Consider the following 19,130-nt stretch of genomic DNA (forward strand, 5'->3'; position numbering starts at 1 on the left):
TGTGACAGGATGACGACGTCTCAGGTGGAGTCCACCGTTGTCTGTGGTGCAAAAAACCTGAACTGAGTGTTGATCAGGGCCTCCAGCCCGGCCTTGGATCCGTCCGTATAGTACCATCGCCTCAGGGCGGCTGAGCGCGAGTAGAGGCCCACGTCGACCTCCGCCATCCGGCATTGCATGTCGGAGACGCTGCTGAATCCCTTCTCATGGGAGATTTCCTCCCGGCTCCGGAGTTGGCCTGTCTTGGGGCCAAGGACGGGCGGCATTGGCGCTGGAGGATGGGAGGCAAAATCACGTCCCAGGATATCCAGGACTCGAGTGAGCGGGTTCTGGGTCATCGGGTAGAGCACGGGACCATCACTGCAGGCATTTGTTGAGGCCATATTAGCCGAAGGTCCTGTCTCATCTAGCGGAGACCGGGCCGAAATTAAGAGAGAATTAACAACGAAAATGCCGCATTGAAGTGAAGCATTGTTCCATCGATGGACGAGGCAGGACAGCAGCGTCCTGATCGCCTATCGTCTGCCGAGTTTGGAAACATGACAGGGGCAGACATGAGCATCGAGGATCTCAAGGCCAAGGTTGCGCGTGAATTCGGGACGCCTGCGGTGGTTGTCGACCTGGATGTGGTCGAGCGCAACATCGCCAGGGTGCAGGGGTTGTGCGATGCCGCTGGCGTGGCCAACCGGCCCCACATCAAGACGCACAAGAGCCCCGTCATCGCATCCATGCAGCGGGACGCCGGCGCTCGTGGCATTACCTGCCAGAAGGTCGGTGAAGCGGAGGTTATGGCCGAGGCCGGGCACGACGACATCCTGATCGCCTACAATATCCTGGGCGAGGAAAAGCTCGGCCGCCTCGGCAGGCTTCTGTCCCGAGCGAAGGTGACGGTCGCAGCCGACAATCCCACCGTCGTGGCAGGCCTGCCGGAAGCCGCTACTATTGCCGGGCGGGAGCTGCGTGTGGTGGTGGAGTGCGATACTGGGCGCAAGCGGGCTGGAGTCGAGACGGTTGCGGAGGCTGTAGCCCTGGCGAAGGACATCGCATCACGCCCAGGGCTCTCATTCGCCGGTTTCATGCTGTACCCGCCCGAGAACGCCATGGCCGAGACGCAGGCCTTCTTGGATGCGGCCTCATCGGGTATCCGCGATCTCGGTCTTGAACCGCAGATAGTGTCGTCCGGCGGGACGCCCAATCTCCTGAACCTGGGCAAGATCAAAGGTGTGACCGAGCATCGGGCCGGCACATCGGTGTTCAACGACCGGATGATGCTGGCAGCCGGTGTCGCGCAACTGCAGGATTGCGCGCTGACCGTCTATGCCACTGTGGTGAGCCGGGCGGGACCGGAAAGGGGCATTCTGGATTCGGGATCGAAAACCCTGACGAGCGACACCGGCGGGCTGGAGGGGCATGGCTTCATTCTTGAGCATCCCCAGGCCAAGATCGCCCGTTTTGCCGAAGAACACGGCTTCCTGGATCTGTCGGCGTGCAACGATCGTCCGAATGTCGGCGACGTCGTTCGGATCATTCCCAATCACGTGTGTGTCGTGGTCAACATGGTCGACCGCCTTGTTGCAGTGCGCGGTCACGAAATCATCGGCGAGTTGCCTGTCGCGGCCCGGGGGCGCCTAACGTGACAGGTTCCGCGGCATGGCTATGGTCGCGGTAATGTGAGGAGAAATTGACGAACCGCACTTGTCTGGCCGTGACGTCGACCGATGCGCGCCCACTTGAACGGTCATGCCTCCCGATCATTTACATAGGCTGCATCGAACGCCGCAGATGAATGACGGTAAGCGGGAGGCTGCCCTCAATGAACGATGAGCCGAAGATCAAGCCCTATCCAGGTCCTGCAGGTGGATGGGGATCCGTTCGCTCCGTCGAAAGCATCCTTGCCAAGGAGGGACGGCTCGTCAGCGGCAACGCCATTATGCTCAAGCAGAACAAGCCTGACGGTTATGCCTGCGTCAGCTGTGCCTGGGCAAAGCCGGCTGACCCGCATCCCTTCGAATATTGCGAGAATGGCGCCAAGGCGACTGCCTGGGAACTCACGACGAAGCGCGTGACACCCGAATTCTTCGCCAAGCATACGCTGTCCGAACTGCGGACATGGTCGGATCACGATCTTGAGGAAGCCGGTCGCCTGACCCACCCGATGCGCTATGACGAGGCCTCGGATACTTATGTTCCGGTCCGCTGGGAGGAGGCGTTCCGGGAGATCGGTCAGGAGCTGAAAACCTTCGATCCGCGTCAGGCGGTGCTCTATGCCTCCGGCCGTGCCTCGCTTGAGACATCCTATATGTGGGCGCTGTTCGCCCGGCTCTACGGCACCAACAACCTGCCGGATTCCTCCAACATGTGTCACGAGAGCACCTCTGTGGCGCTGCCGGAGAGCATCGGCGTCCCCGTCGGGACGGTTATCCTCGACGATTTCGAACTGACCGACTGCATCATGTTCTTCGGCCAGAATGTCGGGACCAACAGCCCACGGATGCTGCATCCGCTCCAGGAGGCCTCCAAGCGCGGCGTGCCCATCATCACCTTCAACCCCTTGAAGGAACGCGGCCTCGAGCGCTTCACCAACCCTCAGGCGCCGACCGAGATGCTGACGGGGTCGGAGACCCGCATCTCCTCGCAGTACCATCAGGTGAAGATCGGAGGCGATGTCGCGGCTCTCATGGGGATGGCCAAGATCCTGATCGAAGCGGACGACAAGGCACGGGCCACCGGAGGAAAGCCGGTGCTCGACCATGCCTTCATTGCAGAACATACCCATGGCTTCGAGGAGTTCGCGACGGCCGCCCGGAAGGCGCAGTGGCCCGAGCTGGAACGGCGCTCCGGTCTCTCTCGCTCAACGCTGGAAGCTGCTGCGACGGCTTACGCCCGGGCGAATGCCGTCATGGGCATCTATGGCATGGGGCTCACTCAGCATAAGGCTGGCGTCGAGAACGTGCAGATGCTCGTCAATCTTCTGCTCCTGCGTGGGAATATCGGCAAACCGGGCGCCGGCATCTGTCCTGTGCGAGGCCACTCCAACGTTCAGGGGCAGCGCACGGTCGGCATCGCCGAGAAGCCCGAGCTCGTTCCGCTCGACAAGCTCAAGGAACAGTATGGCTTCGAGCCGCCGCGCTGGAAGGGCATGACCACGGTGGAGGCCTGCGAAGGCATCATCAAAGGCGAGGTCAAAGCCTTCGTCGCGCTTGGCGGGAACTTCGTGCGCGCCGCTCCCGAGACCGCCGCCCTTGAGGAGGCCTGGCCCCGTCTGCGACTGTCGGTGCAGATCTCCACCAAGCTCAATCGCAATCACCTCATTCCTGGCGAGGTCACCTACATTCTCCCATGCCTCGGACGCATCGAGATCGACGAGCAGGCGACAGGGCCCCAGGCTGTTGCGGTTGAAGATTCCACCGCCTGCATTCACGGCTCCAAGGGCATTGCAAAACCTGCAAGCCCCGATCTCCTGTCCGAGCCGCGGATCGTCGCGGAACTCGCGAAGGCGACCCTTCCCCCGAATTCCAAAGTGCCGTGGGACGAGTGGGTGGCCGATTACGCGCGTGTCCGGGACGCCATCGAGGAGACCTATCCGGAGGATTTCCGCGCGTTTAACGAGCGCATGTGGAAGCCCGGTGGCTTCCATCGGCCGATCGCAGCGCGCGAGCGCCGCTGGAAGACCAAGACCGGCAAGGCGAACTTCGTCGTGCCCCAGAGCCTTCAGGCCGACCTCGGCATTGCCGAGACCGATCGCGACATCTTCAAGCTCATGACGGTGCGGTCCAACGACCAGTTCAACACCACAGTCTATGGTTATTACGACCGCTTCAGGGGCGTCAGGGGCACCCGCATGGTGCTCTTCATGAACCGCAACGACATCGCCCGGTTGAGCCTCCAGGAGGGGGACATGGTCACGCTCACGACAGCCGTCGATGATGGCGTGACGCGTCAGGTGAGCGGATTGCGGGTTACGCCGTATGAAATCCCGGAGGGATGCTGCGCAGCCTATTATCCCGAGTGCAATCCGCTGATCCCGGTCTGGCACCACGCGGACAAGAGCAAGGTGCCGGCGGCGAAATCGATCCCGATCCGCATTGCGCTTCAGCAGAAGCAATTGCCGGAGGCTGCGGAATGACTCTTCACCTGGAGCCTGTCATCCGCCTGCCGCAGACGAGCGTAGCCAGGGGGGTGTTCGCTGAGGGCGAGCGGGTGCTTCCGGAAGAAACCCCGGTGGCGCTGACCTATAATGGGTCGACACATGCGGTCATGATGGCGAGCCCTGCTGACCTGGAGGATTTCGCCCTCGGTTTCAGCCTGTCGGAAGGGATCATCGCCGATCGGAGTGAACTGACCTCCATGGAGGTCATCGAACACGAGCTCGGTTGCGAAATCAGGATGTGGCTGCAGGAATCCTGCAGCGGAGCCTATCGGTCCAGGCGGCGCGCTATGGCCGGGCCTTTGGGCTGCGGATTATGTGGGGTGGAATCCCTGGAAGAAGCGGTGCGGCCAGCATCGAAGGTCGCCGGCACTCTCCAACTGCCGCCAAAGGCGATTGCCGCTGCCATGGCTGATCTTTCCGAGGCACAAAGGCTCAACAGAGAAGCAAGAGCTATCCACGCAGCCGCCCTCTGGCGCCCTGAGCAGGGTCTGATTGCCATCCGGGAGGATATCGGGCGGCACAATGCCCTCGACAAGCTGGCCGGAGCCCTCGCAAGAGCCGACGAGCCTTGTTCTGCCAGCATGGTGCTCCTCACGAGCCGCGTGTCGGTGGAGATGGTGCAGAAGGCGGCCCGCATGGGCGCCCCGATCATCGCGGCGATTTCCGCTCCCACGGCTCTGGCCGTCAGGGTTGCGGAGGGCTGTGGGATCACCCTGGTGGCCGTGGCGCGCGAGGAATCCTTCGAGGTCTTCACCCATCCCGAGCGTGTTCAGCACCTCGGATCCTAGGCGAAGAGCGACTGTCCCCTCCAGGGAACGATCCGGCGCCGAACCGATTGTCCAACAGCGAAGCTTCTCCTCGGGCGCGGAGCCTGACACAATGAAGGGTGCGCGACACGGGCGATGGCGCAGCTTTTCACACCGGCGGCAACCACCTTGTTCCGGGTGGTCATCGTGCTTACGGGGCTTGGACTCGTGGGAGCGGGCGTGACCGCCTATCTGTGGGCCCGCGCGGACAGCACCTGGAACGTCGGCAAGCCCGCCCCTCAGCCGGTCCCGTTCCGGCACGACCTTCATGCGGGTCAACTCGACATCGATTGCCGCTACTGCCATTCGACCGTGGAGCGCGCTGCCGATGCGGGCATGCCCTCGGCCCAGACCTGCATGTCCTGCCATTCGCAGGTCTGGGTGGGGGCGAGCGTTCTCGAACCTGTTCGTACGAGCTTCACGCTTGGCCAGCCGATCCAGTGGACATCCGTTCACCGCCTGCCGGACTACGTCTATTTCCATCACGCGGCCCATGTGACGAAGGGCGTCGCCTGTGAAATCTGTCACGGCCGTGTGGACCGGATGCCGAAGACGGTGAAAACCCAGACCCTCTCCATGGGGTGGTGCCTGGACTGCCATCGCGACCCGGTGCCGAACCTTCGCCCGCGCGAGGCGGTGTTCGCCATGGGGTACGAGCCCCATGGCGACGAACTGCCAGACGATATCCGCGAGTTCTACCGGGAAGCCTCCCGGCGGCTCACAAGCTGCAACACGTGTCACCGGTAGGTCCGATGGGTGAGGGAACGACAATCGATCTCGCAGCCCTGAGGTCCCGCCTCGCGACGGAAGAGGGATCGCGTCTCTGGCGCAGCCTTGAAGAACTCGCGGACGTGCCGGAGGTGCGCCGGCACATCGAGGCCGAGTTTCCCGACATCATGGAGACCTCGCAGATTGATCGCCGCACCCTATTGAGGCTGATGAGCGCTTCCCTAGCCTTGGGAGGCTTGGCGGCCTGCAACGGCAGCGATGTCGGAACAAAGGCACCGCTCCTGTCGCAGAGCCACAACATGCCGGGCTATGTGCCGGGCGTACCGGTAACGATTGCCACTTCCCTGCCGCTGAACGGATATGGCAGGGGCGTGCTCGTCAAGGCGCAGGAAGGGCGGCCGATCAAGATCGAGGGCAATCGGCTTCATCCCGCGAGCCTCGGTGCGACAGACGTGTTCGCCCAGGCTGAGATCCTCTCGCTCTACGACCCTGATCGGTCGGACGCTCCGCTCCAGGACGGCGTGCCGAGGTCTTGGGAGGATCTCACGAACTTCATTCGTCCTGTGCGCAACGAACTCGTGGTCGACGAGGGCAGGGGCCTGCACATCCTGATGCCGCCGACCACCTCGCCGACCCTGCATCGGTTGGTGGGACAGGCCCGTCAGCTATTCCCACATGCGCAATGGCATGTGTTCACCCCTATTGACGACGGCAATCGTCAGGCTGCCGCCATGGCCGTTTTCGGACGCGACGTGGAGTTGGTCTACGATCTGACTCAGGCCGATTCCATCGTCACTCTGGGAGGCGATCTCTTTGCCGAGGAGCCGGGACATATCCGCTACGCGGCCGATTACCAAGCGAGACGGCGGGTCCTGGGCCGGGGGCTTCCCCAACTCTTCGCTGTCGAGACACGTCCTAGTCTCCTTGGCGCGCGTGCGGATGAGCGAGTTCCACTCCGCCCAAGGGATTTCGATGCCTTCGCCGAGGCGCTCGCTGCGGCTCTCGATCATGGAACTGCGCCATCCGGCTCACACCCTGCCATCCCTCGCTTGGCCGATGCCCTGCGCCGCGCCGGAACTCGCAGCCTCGTCGTGGCAGGTCGCGAGCAGCCCGCGCGCGTTCATGCGCTGGCACTGGCCATCAATGCCCGTCTCGGCGCCTTTGGCACGACGATCCGCGCTATCGAGCCCCTGCAGGCTCATCCCAGCGAGGTCCGGACACTCGCCGATCTGGCGGAAGCCATAGAGGCTGGACAGATCTCGCGCCTCGTCATCCTCGGCGGCAATCCCGTCTACACCGCGCCGGCCGACATCGATCTCGACGCGCTCGTCCGGCGCGTGCCGCTGTCCGTTCATCTGGGCCAGCACCGGGACGAAACGGCTGCCGCCTGCCATTGGCACATCCCCGAGAGCCACCCGCTCGAAAGCTGGGGCGACCTGCGCGCCTTCGACGGCACAGTCGGTCTGCGCCAGCCGACGACGATGCGGCTCAAACCGGGCTTGAGCGTGGAGGAATTCCTCGGCCTCATGGCAGGCCAGAACACCGATGGACGCGGCTTGGTCCAGGCGGCATGGCGCGAAGCCTGGGGGGACGCGTTCGAGGAGCGCTGGGCACGATCCCTGGAAGACGGCGTGGTCGAAGGTTCCGCAGCGCCTGCCGTCAATATTATCGTCCAGCCGGACTGGAGACTGGAACCTGCCGTGCCAGCCTCATCCGCAGGGATCGATGTCCTGTTCGCGCCCGATCCGTCCATCTGGGATGGGTCGTATGCGAATAACGGTTGGCTGCAGGAACTGCCAAAGCCTCTCACCAAGCAGGTCTGGGGCAATGCGGCTCTGATCGCACCGGAAACTGCGGAGATCTTCGGGCTTTCTTCGGGTGACGCCATTGACCTGTCCCTCAACGGCCGCATCGTGCGGGCACCCGTATGGCTTCTGCCCGGCCATGCGCCCGGCGCCGTGACGCTGACGCTCGGCTATGGCCGGCAAACGGCCGGTAGGATCGGCAACGGCATCGGCTTCGATGCCTATGCCGTTCGCTCCTCCGATGCCCGATGGGTAGCGCCCGGTGAGATCCGGCGGGTCGGTGAGAAGATCCCCGTCATCTCAACGCAGCAGCACCATTCGTTGCAGGGGCGGGACATCGTGCGCGTGGTGGCGCCTGGGGAAGCTATGCCTCCTGAGCCCGTGCATCCGTCGATTTACCCGGAATGGCCCTACAAGGACCATGCCTGGGGCATGGCCATCGATCTCGACGCCTGCATCGGATGCAATGCCTGCGTGATCGCCTGCCAGGCCGAGAACAACATTGCCGTTGTCGGCCCCGAAGAAGTCGCGAAGGGGCGCGAGATGCACTGGCTTCGCGTCGACCGCTATTATGCGGGCGATCCGGTGGCGCCCAAGACCTATTTCCAGCCGGTTCCCTGCATGCATTGCGAGAAGGCGCCCTGCGAAGTCGTCTGCCCCGTCAACGCGACGGTGCATTCATCCGAGGGCCTCAACGACATGGTCTATAACCGCTGCGTCGGCACGCGGACCTGCTCGAACAATTGTCCCTATAAGGTGCGCCGCTTCAACTTCGTCGATTACCAGGGCACTGACGTGTCGGCCCCGATCGAGGCCATGAACCCGCAGGTGACTGTCCGCGATCGCGGGGTGATGGAAAAGTGCACCTTCTGCGTCCAGCGGATCGGGACTGCCCGCGCGAATGCCCGCGTCGAGGATCGGCGCCTGGCCGACGGCGAGGTGATGACCGCCTGCCAGCAGGCCTGTCCGACGCAAGCCATCGTGTTCGGCGATATCAACGATCCCGACAGCACTGTCAGCCGTCTTAAGGGGAGCCCACGCAATTACGCGCTGCTGGGAGCGCTGAACACGAAGCCTCGCACCACTTATCTCGCTCGTATCGAGAGCAAGGAAAACGGGTAGGCCCATGAGCGGCGACGCCAAAGCTGTGACGAGCCAAGTGGCCGATGTCCCACTCTCCCCGCATTTCGGCTGGGCGTGGTGGCTTTCGCTCCTGACCGCCGGCGGGCTCGTCGGGCTTCTGGGCTATACGCTGATCTCCGTCTCGATCATCGGTGTGGGCGTCTGGGGCGTGAACATCCCCTATGTCTGGGGTTTCGATCTCATCAACTATGCCTGGTGGATCGGCATCGCCAACGGTGCGAGCCTCTTTGCCGCCATCCTGGTCCTGCGCCGGCACGATCTGCGCACGGCCGTCAATCGCTTTGCGGAAGGCATTGCTCTCTTTGCCGTCATCTGCGCCGGGATCTTCCCGATCTTTCATCTCGGGCGGCCCTGGCTTTTCTACTGGACGTTTCCCTACCCGGCGACATTCCAGGTCTGGCCGCAGTTCCGTAGCACCCTGACCTGGGATTTCTGGGCCATCAGCACCCATGTCATCGTCACGAGCCTGTTGTGGTACGTGGGTCTGATCCCCGATCTGGCGACGCTGCGGGATCGCGCCAGACGCCCGATGGTGCAGGGCATTTATGGTGTCTTCGCCCTTGGCTGGCGCGGCTCCGTGCGCCATTGGGCCTATCATCAACGGGCCTATCGCCTCGTCGCTATCCTGGTGATGCCGCTGATCCTCATCATGCAGAGCACGGTCGCATTCGAGTTCGCCGTGACCCTGGTGCCCGACTGGCACGAGACCCGCCAACCACTCCATTTCGTGGTCACGGGATTGGCGCAGGGCCTCTCCATCGTGCTCCTCGTCGCGGTGCTTCTGCGCTGGGGTCTACGGCTTGGACGCTACATCGACGAGGGAGACATCGACCTTCTGGGCAAGCTGGTTCTCGCAAGTGCCCTGGTTGCCGGCTATCTCTACATCGACGAGATCGCCGCGGCCCTCCTGTCGGGGGGCTTGACGCAGGAGGCGACCTTCACCCGCATGACCGGCGAATATGCCGGGCTCTATTGGACCGCGATCGTCTATTCCGTCGTGATCCCGCAGTTGTTCTGGCTCAGGAGCGCCCGCCTGAGCACCTTGGGCGGGGTCTTCGTCGGTGCCTCCATCGGCATCGGCATCTGGTTTGATCGCTTCTCCATCATCGTTGGCGGCCTTCAGACCGAGTATCTGCCGTCCATCGAGCGCAACTACAGCCCGACATTGCCGGAAACGGGTCTCTTCCTGGGAACCATCGGGCTGTTCGCAGCCCTTCTGCTGCTCTTCGTTCGTATCCTGCCCGTGGTCTCCATGTTCGAGACCCGCCACGACGAGCACGAGGAGAAATCCTCATGACGCAGCCAATCTATGGCATCATGGCGGAGTTCAAGACGCCCGAGGCGCTCATGGAGGCGGTCAGGGCGGCGAAGCGTGCGGGTTATACGCGGCTCGACGCCTTCAGCCCTTTTCCTCTATCCGATCTCGCCACGGAACTCGGCGTTCGTACAAGCGTGATCCCCTGGATCGCGGCGGTCGCCGGGTTAGTCGGGGCAGTCATTCAATACGGGTCGCAATATTGGATGAACGCGGTCGACTATCCGTTGAACGTCGGCGGGCGGCCACTCCACAGTTGGCCTGCTTTCATTCCTGCCTCAATGATCGTTGCCATCCTCTGGGCGGGTGCAGCAACCCTCATCGGTTTACTCGTAATCCTGCGGCTGCCGCGTCTGAATCATCCGGTCTTTGCGGTGCCGGGTTTCGAGCGTGCGTCGGAGGACCGGTTCTTCGTCTGCATCCTGCAAGACGATCCGAAATTCGACAGCGAGGCCATCCGTGACTTTCTGGGGACGCTCTCGCCCCTGGCCGTTCGGGAGGTTCCGGCATGCGAATAGCGGCAGCCATCACGAGCTTTGTCCTGCTGGCCGCCTGCGATACCGGGACGGAGGAGCGGGACGCGGTTGCTTCAACGCGCAGCGTGCAGCGGGGCTTCGTGCCCGTGCCTCCCGGGACTATTCCGCGAGGAGTGTCTGCCCAGGCCGCTGCCCTCGCACCCCCGGGACCGGAGCCAACGCCGGTTCTGCTCGCTCGAGGCGAGGAGCGGTTCAAGGCCTTCTGCACGCCCTGCCATGGTGTGAGCGGCCATGGCGATGGTCCTGTTGTCCCGCGTGGCTTTTCTCCGCCACCTTCCTATTATGAGGAGCGCCTGCGGGCACTTACGCCAGAGCAGGTCGTGCAGGTGATCACGCAGGGCAAGGGACGAATGTTCCCCTATGCTGACCGCGTGCTCCCTGAGGACCGCTGGGCGATCGCCCACTACATCAAGGAACTGCAGATGCGCGGAGGCGTAGGGCAGGAGAGCGCGAAACCATGAGCGCGATGGAGGCCCTCTACATTGTCTTCGTGGCCCTCGCGGGGATTGCAATGGGCAGTCTCGTGGTGCTGATGATCGGGCATCTCATGAATGAGCACTGGCTTGCGCCGGTGCGCAGTGAGGCAGAAGCTGCAGCCTTGACGTTGCCTCTCCTTCTGCTCCTGGGCCTCGTGCTGGCCTTTGGCCTCGGTGAGCTTTTCCCTTGGGCCAATGATCCACTCAACCTTCCTTCTGCACGGGCAAGTTACCTGAGCCCCGCGTTCTTCATGATCCGGAGCGCCGCCTATCTTCTGATCTGCACAGGATTGGCCTATTGGCTGACGCATACCCACGATCTGCGCCGCGCCAGCGCCATCGGCCTCGCGCTGCTGACGCCGGTCATGACGTTCTCTGCCTATGATTGGGTGCTGTCGCGAGAGCCGCATTGGTGGTCGAGCCTGTTCGGTCTTGCGTTCGGGCTGGGTCAGGTTCTTGCAGCCCTTGCGAGTGCCATCCTGATCACGCTCCTCAAGACCGAGCCCGCGTCTCCCAAGCGCATGGCAAGCCTTGAACGGGCGTTGCTGACCCTGCTGTTGCTGACGGCCTGGACATGGTTTGCGCAGTTCCTGATCGTGTGGCTCGCGAACCTGCCGCACGAGGTTGCATGGTATCTGGGACGCTCGGGCGATGGAAACCTGACCCTCCTCGGGACGTCCTATGCGCTCATGCTTGCCGCCATCGTCATCCTCGTGCCGTCCGGTGTGAGCCGCATGGCAATGCTGATCGGCAGCGCATTGGCGCTCCTCCATCATACCACGCACATGCTCTGGGTGCTGCAGCCACGCGGCGGCCTCTCCTGGCTCGCTCTCGGGTTGATCTTCACGGTGGCCGCACTTTGGATTGGTGTTTATGGGGCGATCATGCGCGTTCGCCCGACCTACGCCGAGGAGGCGGCGGAAGAGCCTTAGATCCTGGGCGTCCGTCCATCGGGGCTGGGGACGATGCGGCGGGTGCGAATATCGGTCTCCGAGGGAACGACCGGAGGGTTCGGAATGTCCACGGCGACCTCACCCTCATCACGAAGTGACAGAGGCGGATCGGGCGGATAGACCTGCATCCCGTCGCGACCCAGGGAATAGAGATAGGCGGCCATGTGCCGGGCCTCCGCCTCGGTCACTCCTTGAGCAGGCATGCCGGTGGTGGGTTTCAGGGCGACAGGATCGATCAGCCAGGCAATCAGGTTCTGTGGCGTGTTCGGCAGGAAGCCGGCGAGGAGATGCTGCTGCCCATAGTTCTCCAGGTGCGGTCCCACCTTGCCCCGCGCGCCTCGGACATCCTGAATCGTGTGACAAGTGCCGCAGCCATAGGCCTGGATGAGCGCACGTCCCTGCTCCGGCTCGCCGCCTGCGATTGCAAGGCGCGCGGATTGGTCCTGCGTGTCGCTGCAGGCAGCAAGTCCTGACAGGATCACAGGTATCAGTATCAGGAGGGTAGGACGGTAGGTCATCGTCTCGGCTTCACGGTACTGTCGAGGCAACAGGCGAGCGTCGCGTCCGTTCCGTCCCAGGGGTCAGGAGCCGAAGCGCCATGATGAGCCCTGCCGCAAGATAGAGCGCGCACATGGGAAGGGACATGATAGCTCCTGCCAGTTGCTGATCTTCCAGAGCCGTCAAACCCCAGTCCATCGTATCGGGTGCATGATACAGGGCCTCGCGGGCGAAGCTGAGGAGGGCGCTGAGGAGGCCGCTTTGAAGCAGGGTGATGAAGCAGGCAATGAGGGAGGCTGCCGCGGCCTCACGGCCGGAATGCGCCTTGATCACGGCCCGCCAGAACAGCAGTGCCGTTCCGAAGAAGAGAACGTGCTCCAGCCAGTGCAGCGTGTCTGAGGCGACTGCGGCATCGAACAGCATCGGGCTGTGCCAGACCCACAAGGTCGCCATGTGGATCAGGGCTGCCGGGATGGGCTTTGCGCAAGGTGAAAGAATTCCGAGGAGAGATCGCAGTGAGCTGTATCGCGCCACATCGCGTCGCCAGTGCGCCGGCAACGCCCAGAGCCACGCGACCTCGGGCTTGCCGAGGACGAGAAGCGGCGGTGCAACTGCTATCAGCAGGATGTGCTGCACCATGTGAGCCGAGAGGAGGGTGGAGGACAGCGCCTCCAGCGGCGAGAGCAGCGCGATGACGAGCAGGGCCGCTCCCAAGGCGAAACAGGCGATCTGCCGTAACCCAAAACCGAGGCGGAACCGCCCCAAGTCGTGCCGTAGACGCTGGACGCCCCGGATGAAGAGCAGGCACGATGCGAGCAACGGGACCGAAACCAGCGGATCCGCATGCCATGCATGCCAGAGATCGCTCCCGTCGTGGGGGGCTGAACCATGGGCAAGTGCAGGGACGTCGAACAGGATGGTGGCCAATCCGGCCGTGAGACCTAGTTCGGTCTTAAGGAACCTGTTCGAGAACGCCTTTCGGGAACCAAGTCTCACGGCCAAGCTTTTCCGTTTAATGCATGCAGAAACGATCTAGGGCGGATGGACTTTGAAACGACCCTGACGCGCCTCCGAGGGCGGTTTGAATCCGTCCTGAGGTGCGGGAGACGGCTTCTGTTGGCATGTCCTATTGCAGGTTGCAGCGGCGTGCAGTCGGCCCTCGATCCGGCCGGGGGCGATGCGTGGGACCTTTACTGGCTCACCATTGTCATGACGGTGGGAGCCACTCTCATCTTCATCTTCGTGACGGCCCTTCTGCTCTATGTCGTCTTTGCCCCGCCGGAGCGCCGCGCATGGCTTGGAACCCGCAGGACCATCGTTTATGGCGGCCTTGCCTTTCCCATCGTGACTCTCTCCCTGCTGCTTCCTTACGGCCTCGTCGTGATGCGGAACACAGATGTGCCGCGGCCCGGCGCGCTGCAGATCGAAGTGATCGGCGAGCAGTACTGGTGGCGGGTTCGCTACCCGGCCGAGGGTGGGCAGGACGAGTTCTCGACCGCTAACGAGATCGTCGTTCCCGTCGGCAGGCCGATCACCGTGTCGGTGACGGCGGCGGATGTGATCCACAGCTTCTGGATCCCAAATCTCGGCGGCAAGATCGACATGATCCCGGGGCGGCTCAACCGCTTCAACTTCACGGCGGAACGGCCTGGTGTCTATCGCGGGATCTGTGCCGAGTTCTGCGGCGCCCAGCATGCGCGCATGGCCTTCGACGTGATGGTCCTGGAGCCCGCAGCGTTCGACGCGTGGCGAAAGACACAGGCGCAGCCGGCCCAGGAACCGGCGATCCCGTTCCTGGCGAGAGGCCGCGACCTGTTCCGCAGCGGCGGCTGCGGCTCCTGCCATGTGGTGCGGGGCACAGAAGCCAACGGACAGTTCGGACCTGATCTCACCCATGTGGGCAGCCGACGCACTATCGGGGCCGGCCAGTTCCCGAACAACGTCGGCACGCTGGCGGGCTGGATCGCCAACGTGCAGCACATCAAGCCGGGCGCGAAGATGCCCTCCTACGGTTCGCTCACCGGCGAGGATCTGCGCGCGATGGCCGGATATCTGGAGAGCTTGAAATGAACGCACCCGAGCTCCCGAAATCCTTCGAGCGCCGGGAGAGCGAACTCCCCAACCCGCTGCCGCGGCCGGAGGGCGAGTTCGAGGCTTTGAAGAAAGCCTGGGAGGCTCCGCGGGGCTTGAGCTTCATCACGGCGGTCAACAACACCTATGTGGGCCTGTGGTATGTGGGCACGGCCTTTTTGTTCTTCATCCTGGCGGGAATCCTCTCGCTGATCATGCGCACTCAGCTGGCGGTGCCGGAAAACGATCTCGTCAGCCATAGTCTGTACAACCAGCTTTTCACCATGCACGGCACGGTGATGATGTTCCTCTTCGCCGTGCCGGCCGTGGAGGCGGCGAGCGTCTATCTCCTGCCAAACATGCAGGCCGCCCGGGACCTGCCGTTCCCGCGCCTGTCGGCCTATGCCTTCTGGGCCTACTTCGTCGGCGGACTCGTGTTCTTCGGCACCATCTTCTTCGGTCTGTCGCCGGATGGCGGCTGGTTCATGTATCCGCCGCTCACCAGCACCAAGTACTCGCCTGCCGAGAATGCCGACTGGTGGCTCCTCGGCATCGGCTTCATTGAGATATCGGCCATCGCGGGCGCCATCGAGATCATTGTCGGCGTCATGAAGACCCGCGCGGTCGGCATGAGCCTCGACAAGCTGCCGGTCTATTCCTGGGCCATGCTGGTCTTCGCCGTCATGATCGTCATCGGCTTCCCGGCGATCATCCTCGGTACCTTGCTGCTCGAGATGGAGCGCGCCTTCGATTGGCCGTTCTTCATCGCCGAGAGGGGCGGCGACCCGCTGCTGTGGCAGCACCTGTTCTGGTTCTTCGGCCACCCGGAGGTCTACATCATCTTCCTGCCGGCGACCGGCATGGTGTCGATGATCGTGCCCGCCATGGCGCAGACGCCGCTCGTGGGCTACCGCCTCGTGGTTCTTGCCCTCATCGCCACGGGCTTTCTCTCCTTTGGCCTGTGGGTCCATCACATGTTCGCCACGGGCCTGCCGAAGATGTCCCTCGGCTTCTTCTCGGCCGCCAGCACGGCGGTCGCTGTGCCGAGCGGCATTCAGGTCTTTGCCTGGATCGCCACCATCGCGTCCGGGCGCATGAAGCTGACGACGCCGTCGCTGTTCGTCATCGGCTTCCTGTTCATCTTTACTCTCGGCGGCCTCACAGGCGTGATGGTCGCCATGGCGCCCTTCGACTGGCAGGCCCACGACAGCTACTTCGTCGTGGCGCATCTGCACTATGTGCTCATCGGCGGCATGGTGTTCCCGCTCTTCGCTGCCATCTACTATTGGGTTCCGGTGGCGAGCAAACGGCCCCTTTCAGAGCGTGTCGGGCGCTGGGTGTTCGGCCTCATGTTCCTCGGCATGAACGTGACCTTCCTGCCCATGCACATTACGGGGCTCATCGGCATGCCCCGGCGGGTTTATACCTACCCTGTGGGCATGGGCTGGGATGAGTTGAACCTCGTCTCCACCATCGGCGCCTTTATGCTGGCAGCTGGCGTCGCGCTCTTCCTGTTCGACATGGCCCGCAACTTCCGCTTTGCGGGGGAGGACAATGCCGGAAATGTCTGGAACGCCAGCACGCTCGAGTGGCTGCCGAACGGCAACTACAACACGCGCAGCATCCCCTCGGTCGTCAGTCGTGATCCCCTATGGGATCAACCCAATCTCTCGAAAGACGTAAAGGACGGACGCTATTACCTGCCCGGGACCGCAACGGGCGGGCGGGAGGCGCTGGTCACGAGCCCCTTCGATGCGCGGCCTCAGTACATCCTGCAGGTTCCAGGACCTGGGTGGCAGCCGGTTCTCGCTGCGGTGTTCACGGCAGCCTTCTTCCTGCTGCTGACTGTGAAATTCATCTTCACCTCGGTGATTTGTGGCGTGCTCGCCGTAGCCTGCGTGATCTGGTGGCTCTGGGAGACCGATCCCGGGCCGGTGCGCCCCCCGGCGGATATCGGCGGCGGCATCGTCGTTCCGGTCTACGTCACGGGACCGATGAACCACTCGTGGTGGGCGATGATCGTCCTCATGGTGGTGTGCGGCATGATCTTCACCTGCCTGATCTTCTCCTACCTCTTCCTGTGGCTCGTGAATCCGGGAGCATGGCCGCCCCGAGAAGTCGAAATCCCACAATGGATATGGCCGTCGCTCTCTGGTTTTCTTTACATCGGCAGCGCAATCCTCATTGCGAGCGCCAGCCGGTTGCTGAAGGGGGACGATCGCCGGAGCCCGCGCTCGGTGCCGATCCTGATCGGCACTGCGCTGCTTCTGCTCGCTGGCGCATCCACGGTCGATCTTTGGGCGCAATGGCACACGGGCTTGAGCCCGTCCGCCCATGCCTATGGGGCGGCCGTCTATGCAATCCTGTCTCTGCAGATCTTCTTCGTTCTGACGACCCTCGTTATGGGACCCTACACCATTGCCCGCGGGCTGACCGGTAAGCTCGACAGCGTGCGTCGAACGACCTTCGATAATACCATGCTGTTTTGGTACTACACGGTCGGGCAGGGACTGGTCGGCTTGATGGTGGTCCATGGCTTCCCGCGCCTGACCGGAGGCGTCTGATGAGCGGAACGCGGACCCTGCAGGTGATCGGCATGCTCAGCGGCATGATCGCCTGGGCGGTGCAGTTCACCGTCATCTACGGCATCACATCGACCCTCTGCGGACGGGGATGGGCTGATGCGAGCCTATTCGGTATCGGCGCCGTACCGGCCGTCATTTTGGCAACCACGCTACTGGCGCTCGCGCCTACTGCGTTGATGCTCATGGTCTTGCTTCGTGCCCACAGGCAGGTGGAAGAGCAGGGGGCTTCCGCCGCAACAGCTTTCATGGTTCAGGCCGGCCTTCTCATCAACGGCTTGTCGCTCGTCGTCATTCTCTGGCAGGGCGCTCCTGCGCTCATCCTGCCGGCCTGCGCGTAAGGCTTAGGTTATCGTTGCGACGCTCATATCGCCCTGCTCAGACAGGCGATGGCCGAATTGAGAGGTGCTGGTGGTCGGTCGGCCGGTAATGAGTTCTGCGCAACGGCTTCCGAGCATCATTGCGGGCGCATTCGTGTTGCCCGCATTGATGTTAGGCATCGCCGAGAGGTCGCAGACCCGCAGGTTCTCGATTCCTCGGACGCGCAGCCTGGAATCGAGGACAGCCATGTGATCGCTTGATGTGCCCATCCGGCAGGTTCCGCTCGGGTGATAGTTCGTTTTCACGAAGCGACGGCAATGCTTCATGATCGCTTCGTCGCTGAGATCGTTCGGATCAGGAATTGAGATGCGCTCGATCCGCTCAGCCAGGGGAGTGGCCTGGAATGCTCGGATAAAGAACCGTTGACCGTCGATCATCGCGCGAGCGTCGTCGGGATGACTCAGCAGGTTGGGTGAAACGAGCGGCATATCGTCCGGATTGGCGGAGCGCAGGCGAACATAGCCACGGGATTTGGGCTTCACCACGACGGTCGTGATCGTTAACCCATACGTGTCCTCGACAAGGTCGAGTGTATCACGGTCCAGATAGACGATAGGGACGCAGAAAGCCTGGATTGTTGGCTCGGACTCGGGATCGGCCGGGTTCACGAAGGCGCCGGCCTCGACGCCGGCCGAGAGGATCGGGCCGGAGCCGAACAGCCGGAAGTGGATGCCGTTGAGCAGCATCCGCCAACCGACCCCCTGCTTGTAATAGCCATAGGGCCCGTTCGCCTTCGCGATCAACGGCACCTCCGGGTGGTCGATGAGATTTTCCCCGGTGCCGGGCAAATCCGCCACGCAGGGAATGCCGTGCTCCCGCAGCTGGTCGGCTGGGCCGATGCCAGAGAGCATGAGGAGCTGTGGCGTGACGAGGGCACCGGATGCCATGATCACCTCGCCGTCTGCGTATACTTGGTGGTCTATGCCCCTGGCATCGCGATAGGTGACGCCGACAGCACGGCCGTTCTGGATCTCGATCCTGCGCACTCGCGACTGCAGGCGGATCACGAGGTTCGGGTTCTCCGCGAGCGGTGCCAGGAAGGCGTAGGCCGCGCTGCTGCGCCGGCCGCGGCGGTTCATGAACTGATAGAAGCCGACGCCGCGCTGCTTAGGTCCGTTGAAGTCGGGGTTGAAGGGCTCGCCCAGGGCTTGAACGGCCTGCACGAACCAGCGGGACATATCGTTGATGTGTCCAGGGTCCGATACCAGCAATGGCCCGTCGGCCCCATGTAGCTCATTGTAGAACCTGTTGTTGCCCTCCATGGTACGGAAGTGAGGCAGAACGTCGGCCCAGCCCCAGCCGGGATAATCGTTCTCTCCGTGCAGCATCTCGTGCCATTCGTCGTAATCGGATGGGCGTCCGCGCATATAGACCTGAGCGTTGACCGACGATCCCCCACCCAGGACATTGGCCTGCGGGATGTCGTGCACGCGCCCATCCAGATGCTCCTGCGGCACCGTGTGGTGATAACGCATGTACTTGCTGCCGTTGATCATCTTGAAGATGCCGGGAGGCATATCCAGCAGCGGGTGGCGATGGGAATAGCCGCCCTCAAGCAACAGCACACGTCTGCCTTCATTGACGAGGCGCGCAGCGGCCACGGAGCCGGAAGACCCGCCACCCACGACGATGTAGTCGAAACGCTCTTTCATTGCTGCATCCTGCTTCACATTCGGCCGAATGACG

16 protein-coding genes are annotated in these 19,130 nt (G+C 63.0%); 12 read left to right on the forward strand and 4 right to left on the reverse strand.

Annotated elements, in window-relative coordinates; genetic code table 11:
* Window positions 1-20 precede the first annotated feature (20 nt).
* A complete protein-coding gene (locus tag FHR70_RS13570; RefSeq protein WP_183450970.1) occupies window positions 21-383 on the reverse strand; it encodes a hypothetical protein in 363 nt (120 codons plus the stop codon).
* 171 nt (window positions 384-554) lie between these two features.
* Here FHR70_RS13570 and FHR70_RS13575 point away from each other — a divergent pair, with 171 nt between their 5' ends.
* From FHR70_RS13575 to FHR70_RS13615, 9 genes are all read left to right on the forward strand, one after another.
* Window positions 555-1,637: a D-TA family PLP-dependent enzyme gene (locus FHR70_RS13575; protein WP_183450972.1), complete on the forward strand. Its 1,083-nt coding sequence runs from the start codon at window positions 555-557 to the stop codon at window positions 1,635-1,637.
* 176 nt (window positions 1,638-1,813) lie between these two features.
* Window positions 1,814-4,126 (forward strand): FdhF/YdeP family oxidoreductase, encoded by a 2,313-nt coding sequence (locus tag FHR70_RS13580; protein WP_183450974.1) that lies wholly within the window; start codon window positions 1,814-1,816, stop codon window positions 4,124-4,126.
* Window positions 4,123-4,938 carry a formate dehydrogenase accessory sulfurtransferase FdhD gene (gene fdhD / locus FHR70_RS13585; RefSeq protein WP_183450976.1) on the forward strand — a complete coding sequence of 272 codons (816 nt, stop codon included), beginning with the start codon at window positions 4,123-4,125 and terminating at the stop codon, window positions 4,936-4,938. The genes FHR70_RS13580 and fdhD overlap by 4 nt, the downstream gene beginning before the upstream one ends.
* A 114-nt stretch (window positions 4,939-5,052) precedes the next feature.
* Window positions 5,053-5,703 carry a cytochrome c3 family protein gene (locus FHR70_RS13590; protein ID WP_183450978.1) on the forward strand — a complete coding sequence of 217 codons (651 nt, stop codon included), beginning with the start codon at window positions 5,053-5,055 and terminating at the stop codon, window positions 5,701-5,703.
* Window positions 5,704-5,708: 5 nt separating this feature from the next.
* A complete protein-coding gene (locus tag FHR70_RS13595) occupies window positions 5,709-8,612 on the forward strand; it encodes a TAT-variant-translocated molybdopterin oxidoreductase (RefSeq protein ID WP_183450980.1) in 2,904 nt (967 codons plus the stop codon).
* A 4-nt stretch (window positions 8,613-8,616) separates the two neighbouring features.
* Window positions 8,617-9,930: an NrfD/PsrC family molybdoenzyme membrane anchor subunit gene (nrfD, locus tag FHR70_RS13600; RefSeq protein WP_183450982.1), complete on the forward strand. Its 1,314-nt coding sequence runs from the start codon at window positions 8,617-8,619 to the stop codon at window positions 9,928-9,930.
* The gene (locus FHR70_RS13605) at window positions 9,927-10,466 is read left to right on the forward strand and encodes a DUF3341 domain-containing protein (protein ID WP_183450984.1); all 540 of its coding nucleotides are present in this window, start codon (window positions 9,927-9,929) and stop codon (window positions 10,464-10,466) included. Before nrfD ends, FHR70_RS13605 begins: the two co-directional genes overlap by 4 nt.
* Entirely contained in the window at window positions 10,457-10,945 is a 489-nt protein-coding gene (locus tag FHR70_RS13610; RefSeq protein ID WP_183450986.1) for a c-type cytochrome, read from the forward strand. The genes FHR70_RS13605 and FHR70_RS13610 overlap by 10 nt, the downstream gene beginning before the upstream one ends.
* Window positions 10,942-11,892: a hypothetical protein gene (locus FHR70_RS13615; protein ID WP_183450988.1), complete on the forward strand. Its 951-nt coding sequence runs from the start codon at window positions 10,942-10,944 to the stop codon at window positions 11,890-11,892. The genes FHR70_RS13610 and FHR70_RS13615 overlap by 4 nt, the downstream gene beginning before the upstream one ends.
* On the opposite strand, the gene FHR70_RS13620 is transcribed toward FHR70_RS13615, so the two are convergent.
* Together FHR70_RS13620 and FHR70_RS13625 are read right to left on the reverse strand one after the other, a co-directional pair.
* Window positions 11,889-12,431 (reverse strand): c-type cytochrome, encoded by a 543-nt coding sequence (locus FHR70_RS13620; protein WP_210277610.1) that lies wholly within the window; start codon window positions 12,429-12,431, stop codon window positions 11,889-11,891. The genes FHR70_RS13615 and FHR70_RS13620 overlap by 4 nt on opposite strands.
* A gap of 10 nt (window positions 12,432-12,441) precedes the next feature.
* Window positions 12,442-13,407, reverse strand: a complete 966-nt coding sequence (locus FHR70_RS13625; protein WP_183450990.1) for a cytochrome c oxidase assembly protein — start codon at window positions 13,405-13,407, stop codon at window positions 12,442-12,444.
* A 120-nt stretch (window positions 13,408-13,527) separates the two neighbouring features.
* Here FHR70_RS13625 and coxB point away from each other — a divergent pair, with 120 nt between their 5' ends.
* From coxB to FHR70_RS13640, 3 genes are read left to right on the forward strand one after another with little or no spacing between them, the layout of a single operon-like run.
* Window positions 13,528-14,481: a cytochrome c oxidase subunit II gene (gene coxB / locus FHR70_RS13630; RefSeq protein WP_246408149.1), complete on the forward strand. Its 954-nt coding sequence runs from the start codon at window positions 13,528-13,530 to the stop codon at window positions 14,479-14,481.
* The gene (locus tag FHR70_RS13635) at window positions 14,478-17,045 is read left to right on the forward strand and encodes a cbb3-type cytochrome c oxidase subunit I (protein WP_183450994.1); all 2,568 of its coding nucleotides are present in this window, start codon (window positions 14,478-14,480) and stop codon (window positions 17,043-17,045) included. The genes coxB and FHR70_RS13635 overlap by 4 nt, the downstream gene beginning before the upstream one ends.
* Window positions 17,045-17,404: a hypothetical protein gene (locus FHR70_RS13640; protein WP_183450996.1), complete on the forward strand. Its 360-nt coding sequence runs from the start codon at window positions 17,045-17,047 to the stop codon at window positions 17,402-17,404. Before FHR70_RS13635 ends, FHR70_RS13640 begins: the two co-directional genes overlap by 1 nt.
* A gap of 3 nt (window positions 17,405-17,407) precedes the next feature.
* Here FHR70_RS13640 and FHR70_RS13645 read toward each other — a convergent pair whose 3' ends face one another.
* Window positions 17,408-19,096, reverse strand: coding sequence for a GMC family oxidoreductase (locus FHR70_RS13645; RefSeq protein WP_183450998.1), 1,689 nt, complete (start codon window positions 19,094-19,096; stop codon window positions 17,408-17,410).
* Window positions 19,097-19,130 lie beyond the last annotated feature (34 nt).

The sequence above is a fragment of the Microvirga lupini genome, from assembly GCF_014191055.1.
GTDB classification, from domain to species: domain Bacteria; phylum Pseudomonadota; class Alphaproteobacteria; order Rhizobiales; family Beijerinckiaceae; genus Microvirga; species Microvirga lupini_A.

Coding starts and splice junctions, on each gene's coding strand:
- FHR70_RS13605 (WP_183450984.1), top strand. CDS start 9,927: ATGACGCAGCCAATCTATGGCATCATGGCGGAGTTCAAGACGCCCGAG.
- nrfD (WP_183450982.1), top strand. CDS start 8,617: ATGAGCGGCGACGCCAAAGCTGTGACGAGCCAAGTGGCCGATGTCCCA.
- FHR70_RS13570 (WP_183450970.1), bottom strand. CDS start 383: ATGGCCTCAACAAATGCCTGCAGTGATGGTCCCGTGCTCTACCCGATG.
- FHR70_RS13580 (WP_183450974.1), top strand. CDS start 1,814: ATGAACGATGAGCCGAAGATCAAGCCCTATCCAGGTCCTGCAGGTGGA.
- FHR70_RS13595 (WP_183450980.1), top strand. CDS start 5,709: ATGGGTGAGGGAACGACAATCGATCTCGCAGCCCTGAGGTCCCGCCTC.
- FHR70_RS13640 (WP_183450996.1), top strand. CDS start 17,045: ATGAGCGGAACGCGGACCCTGCAGGTGATCGGCATGCTCAGCGGCATG.
- fdhD (WP_183450976.1), top strand. CDS start 4,123: ATGACTCTTCACCTGGAGCCTGTCATCCGCCTGCCGCAGACGAGCGTA.
- FHR70_RS13645 (WP_183450998.1), bottom strand. CDS start 19,096: ATGAAAGAGCGTTTCGACTACATCGTCGTGGGTGGCGGGTCTTCCGGC.
- FHR70_RS13615 (WP_183450988.1), top strand. CDS start 10,942: ATGAGCGCGATGGAGGCCCTCTACATTGTCTTCGTGGCCCTCGCGGGG.
- FHR70_RS13575 (WP_183450972.1), top strand. CDS start 555: ATGAGCATCGAGGATCTCAAGGCCAAGGTTGCGCGTGAATTCGGGACG.
- FHR70_RS13590 (WP_183450978.1), top strand. CDS start 5,053: ATGGCGCAGCTTTTCACACCGGCGGCAACCACCTTGTTCCGGGTGGTC.
- FHR70_RS13610 (WP_183450986.1), top strand. CDS start 10,457: ATGCGAATAGCGGCAGCCATCACGAGCTTTGTCCTGCTGGCCGCCTGC.
- FHR70_RS13620 (WP_210277610.1), bottom strand. CDS start 12,431: ATGACCTACCGTCCTACCCTCCTGATACTGATACCTGTGATCCTGTCA.
- FHR70_RS13635 (WP_183450994.1), top strand. CDS start 14,478: ATGAACGCACCCGAGCTCCCGAAATCCTTCGAGCGCCGGGAGAGCGAA.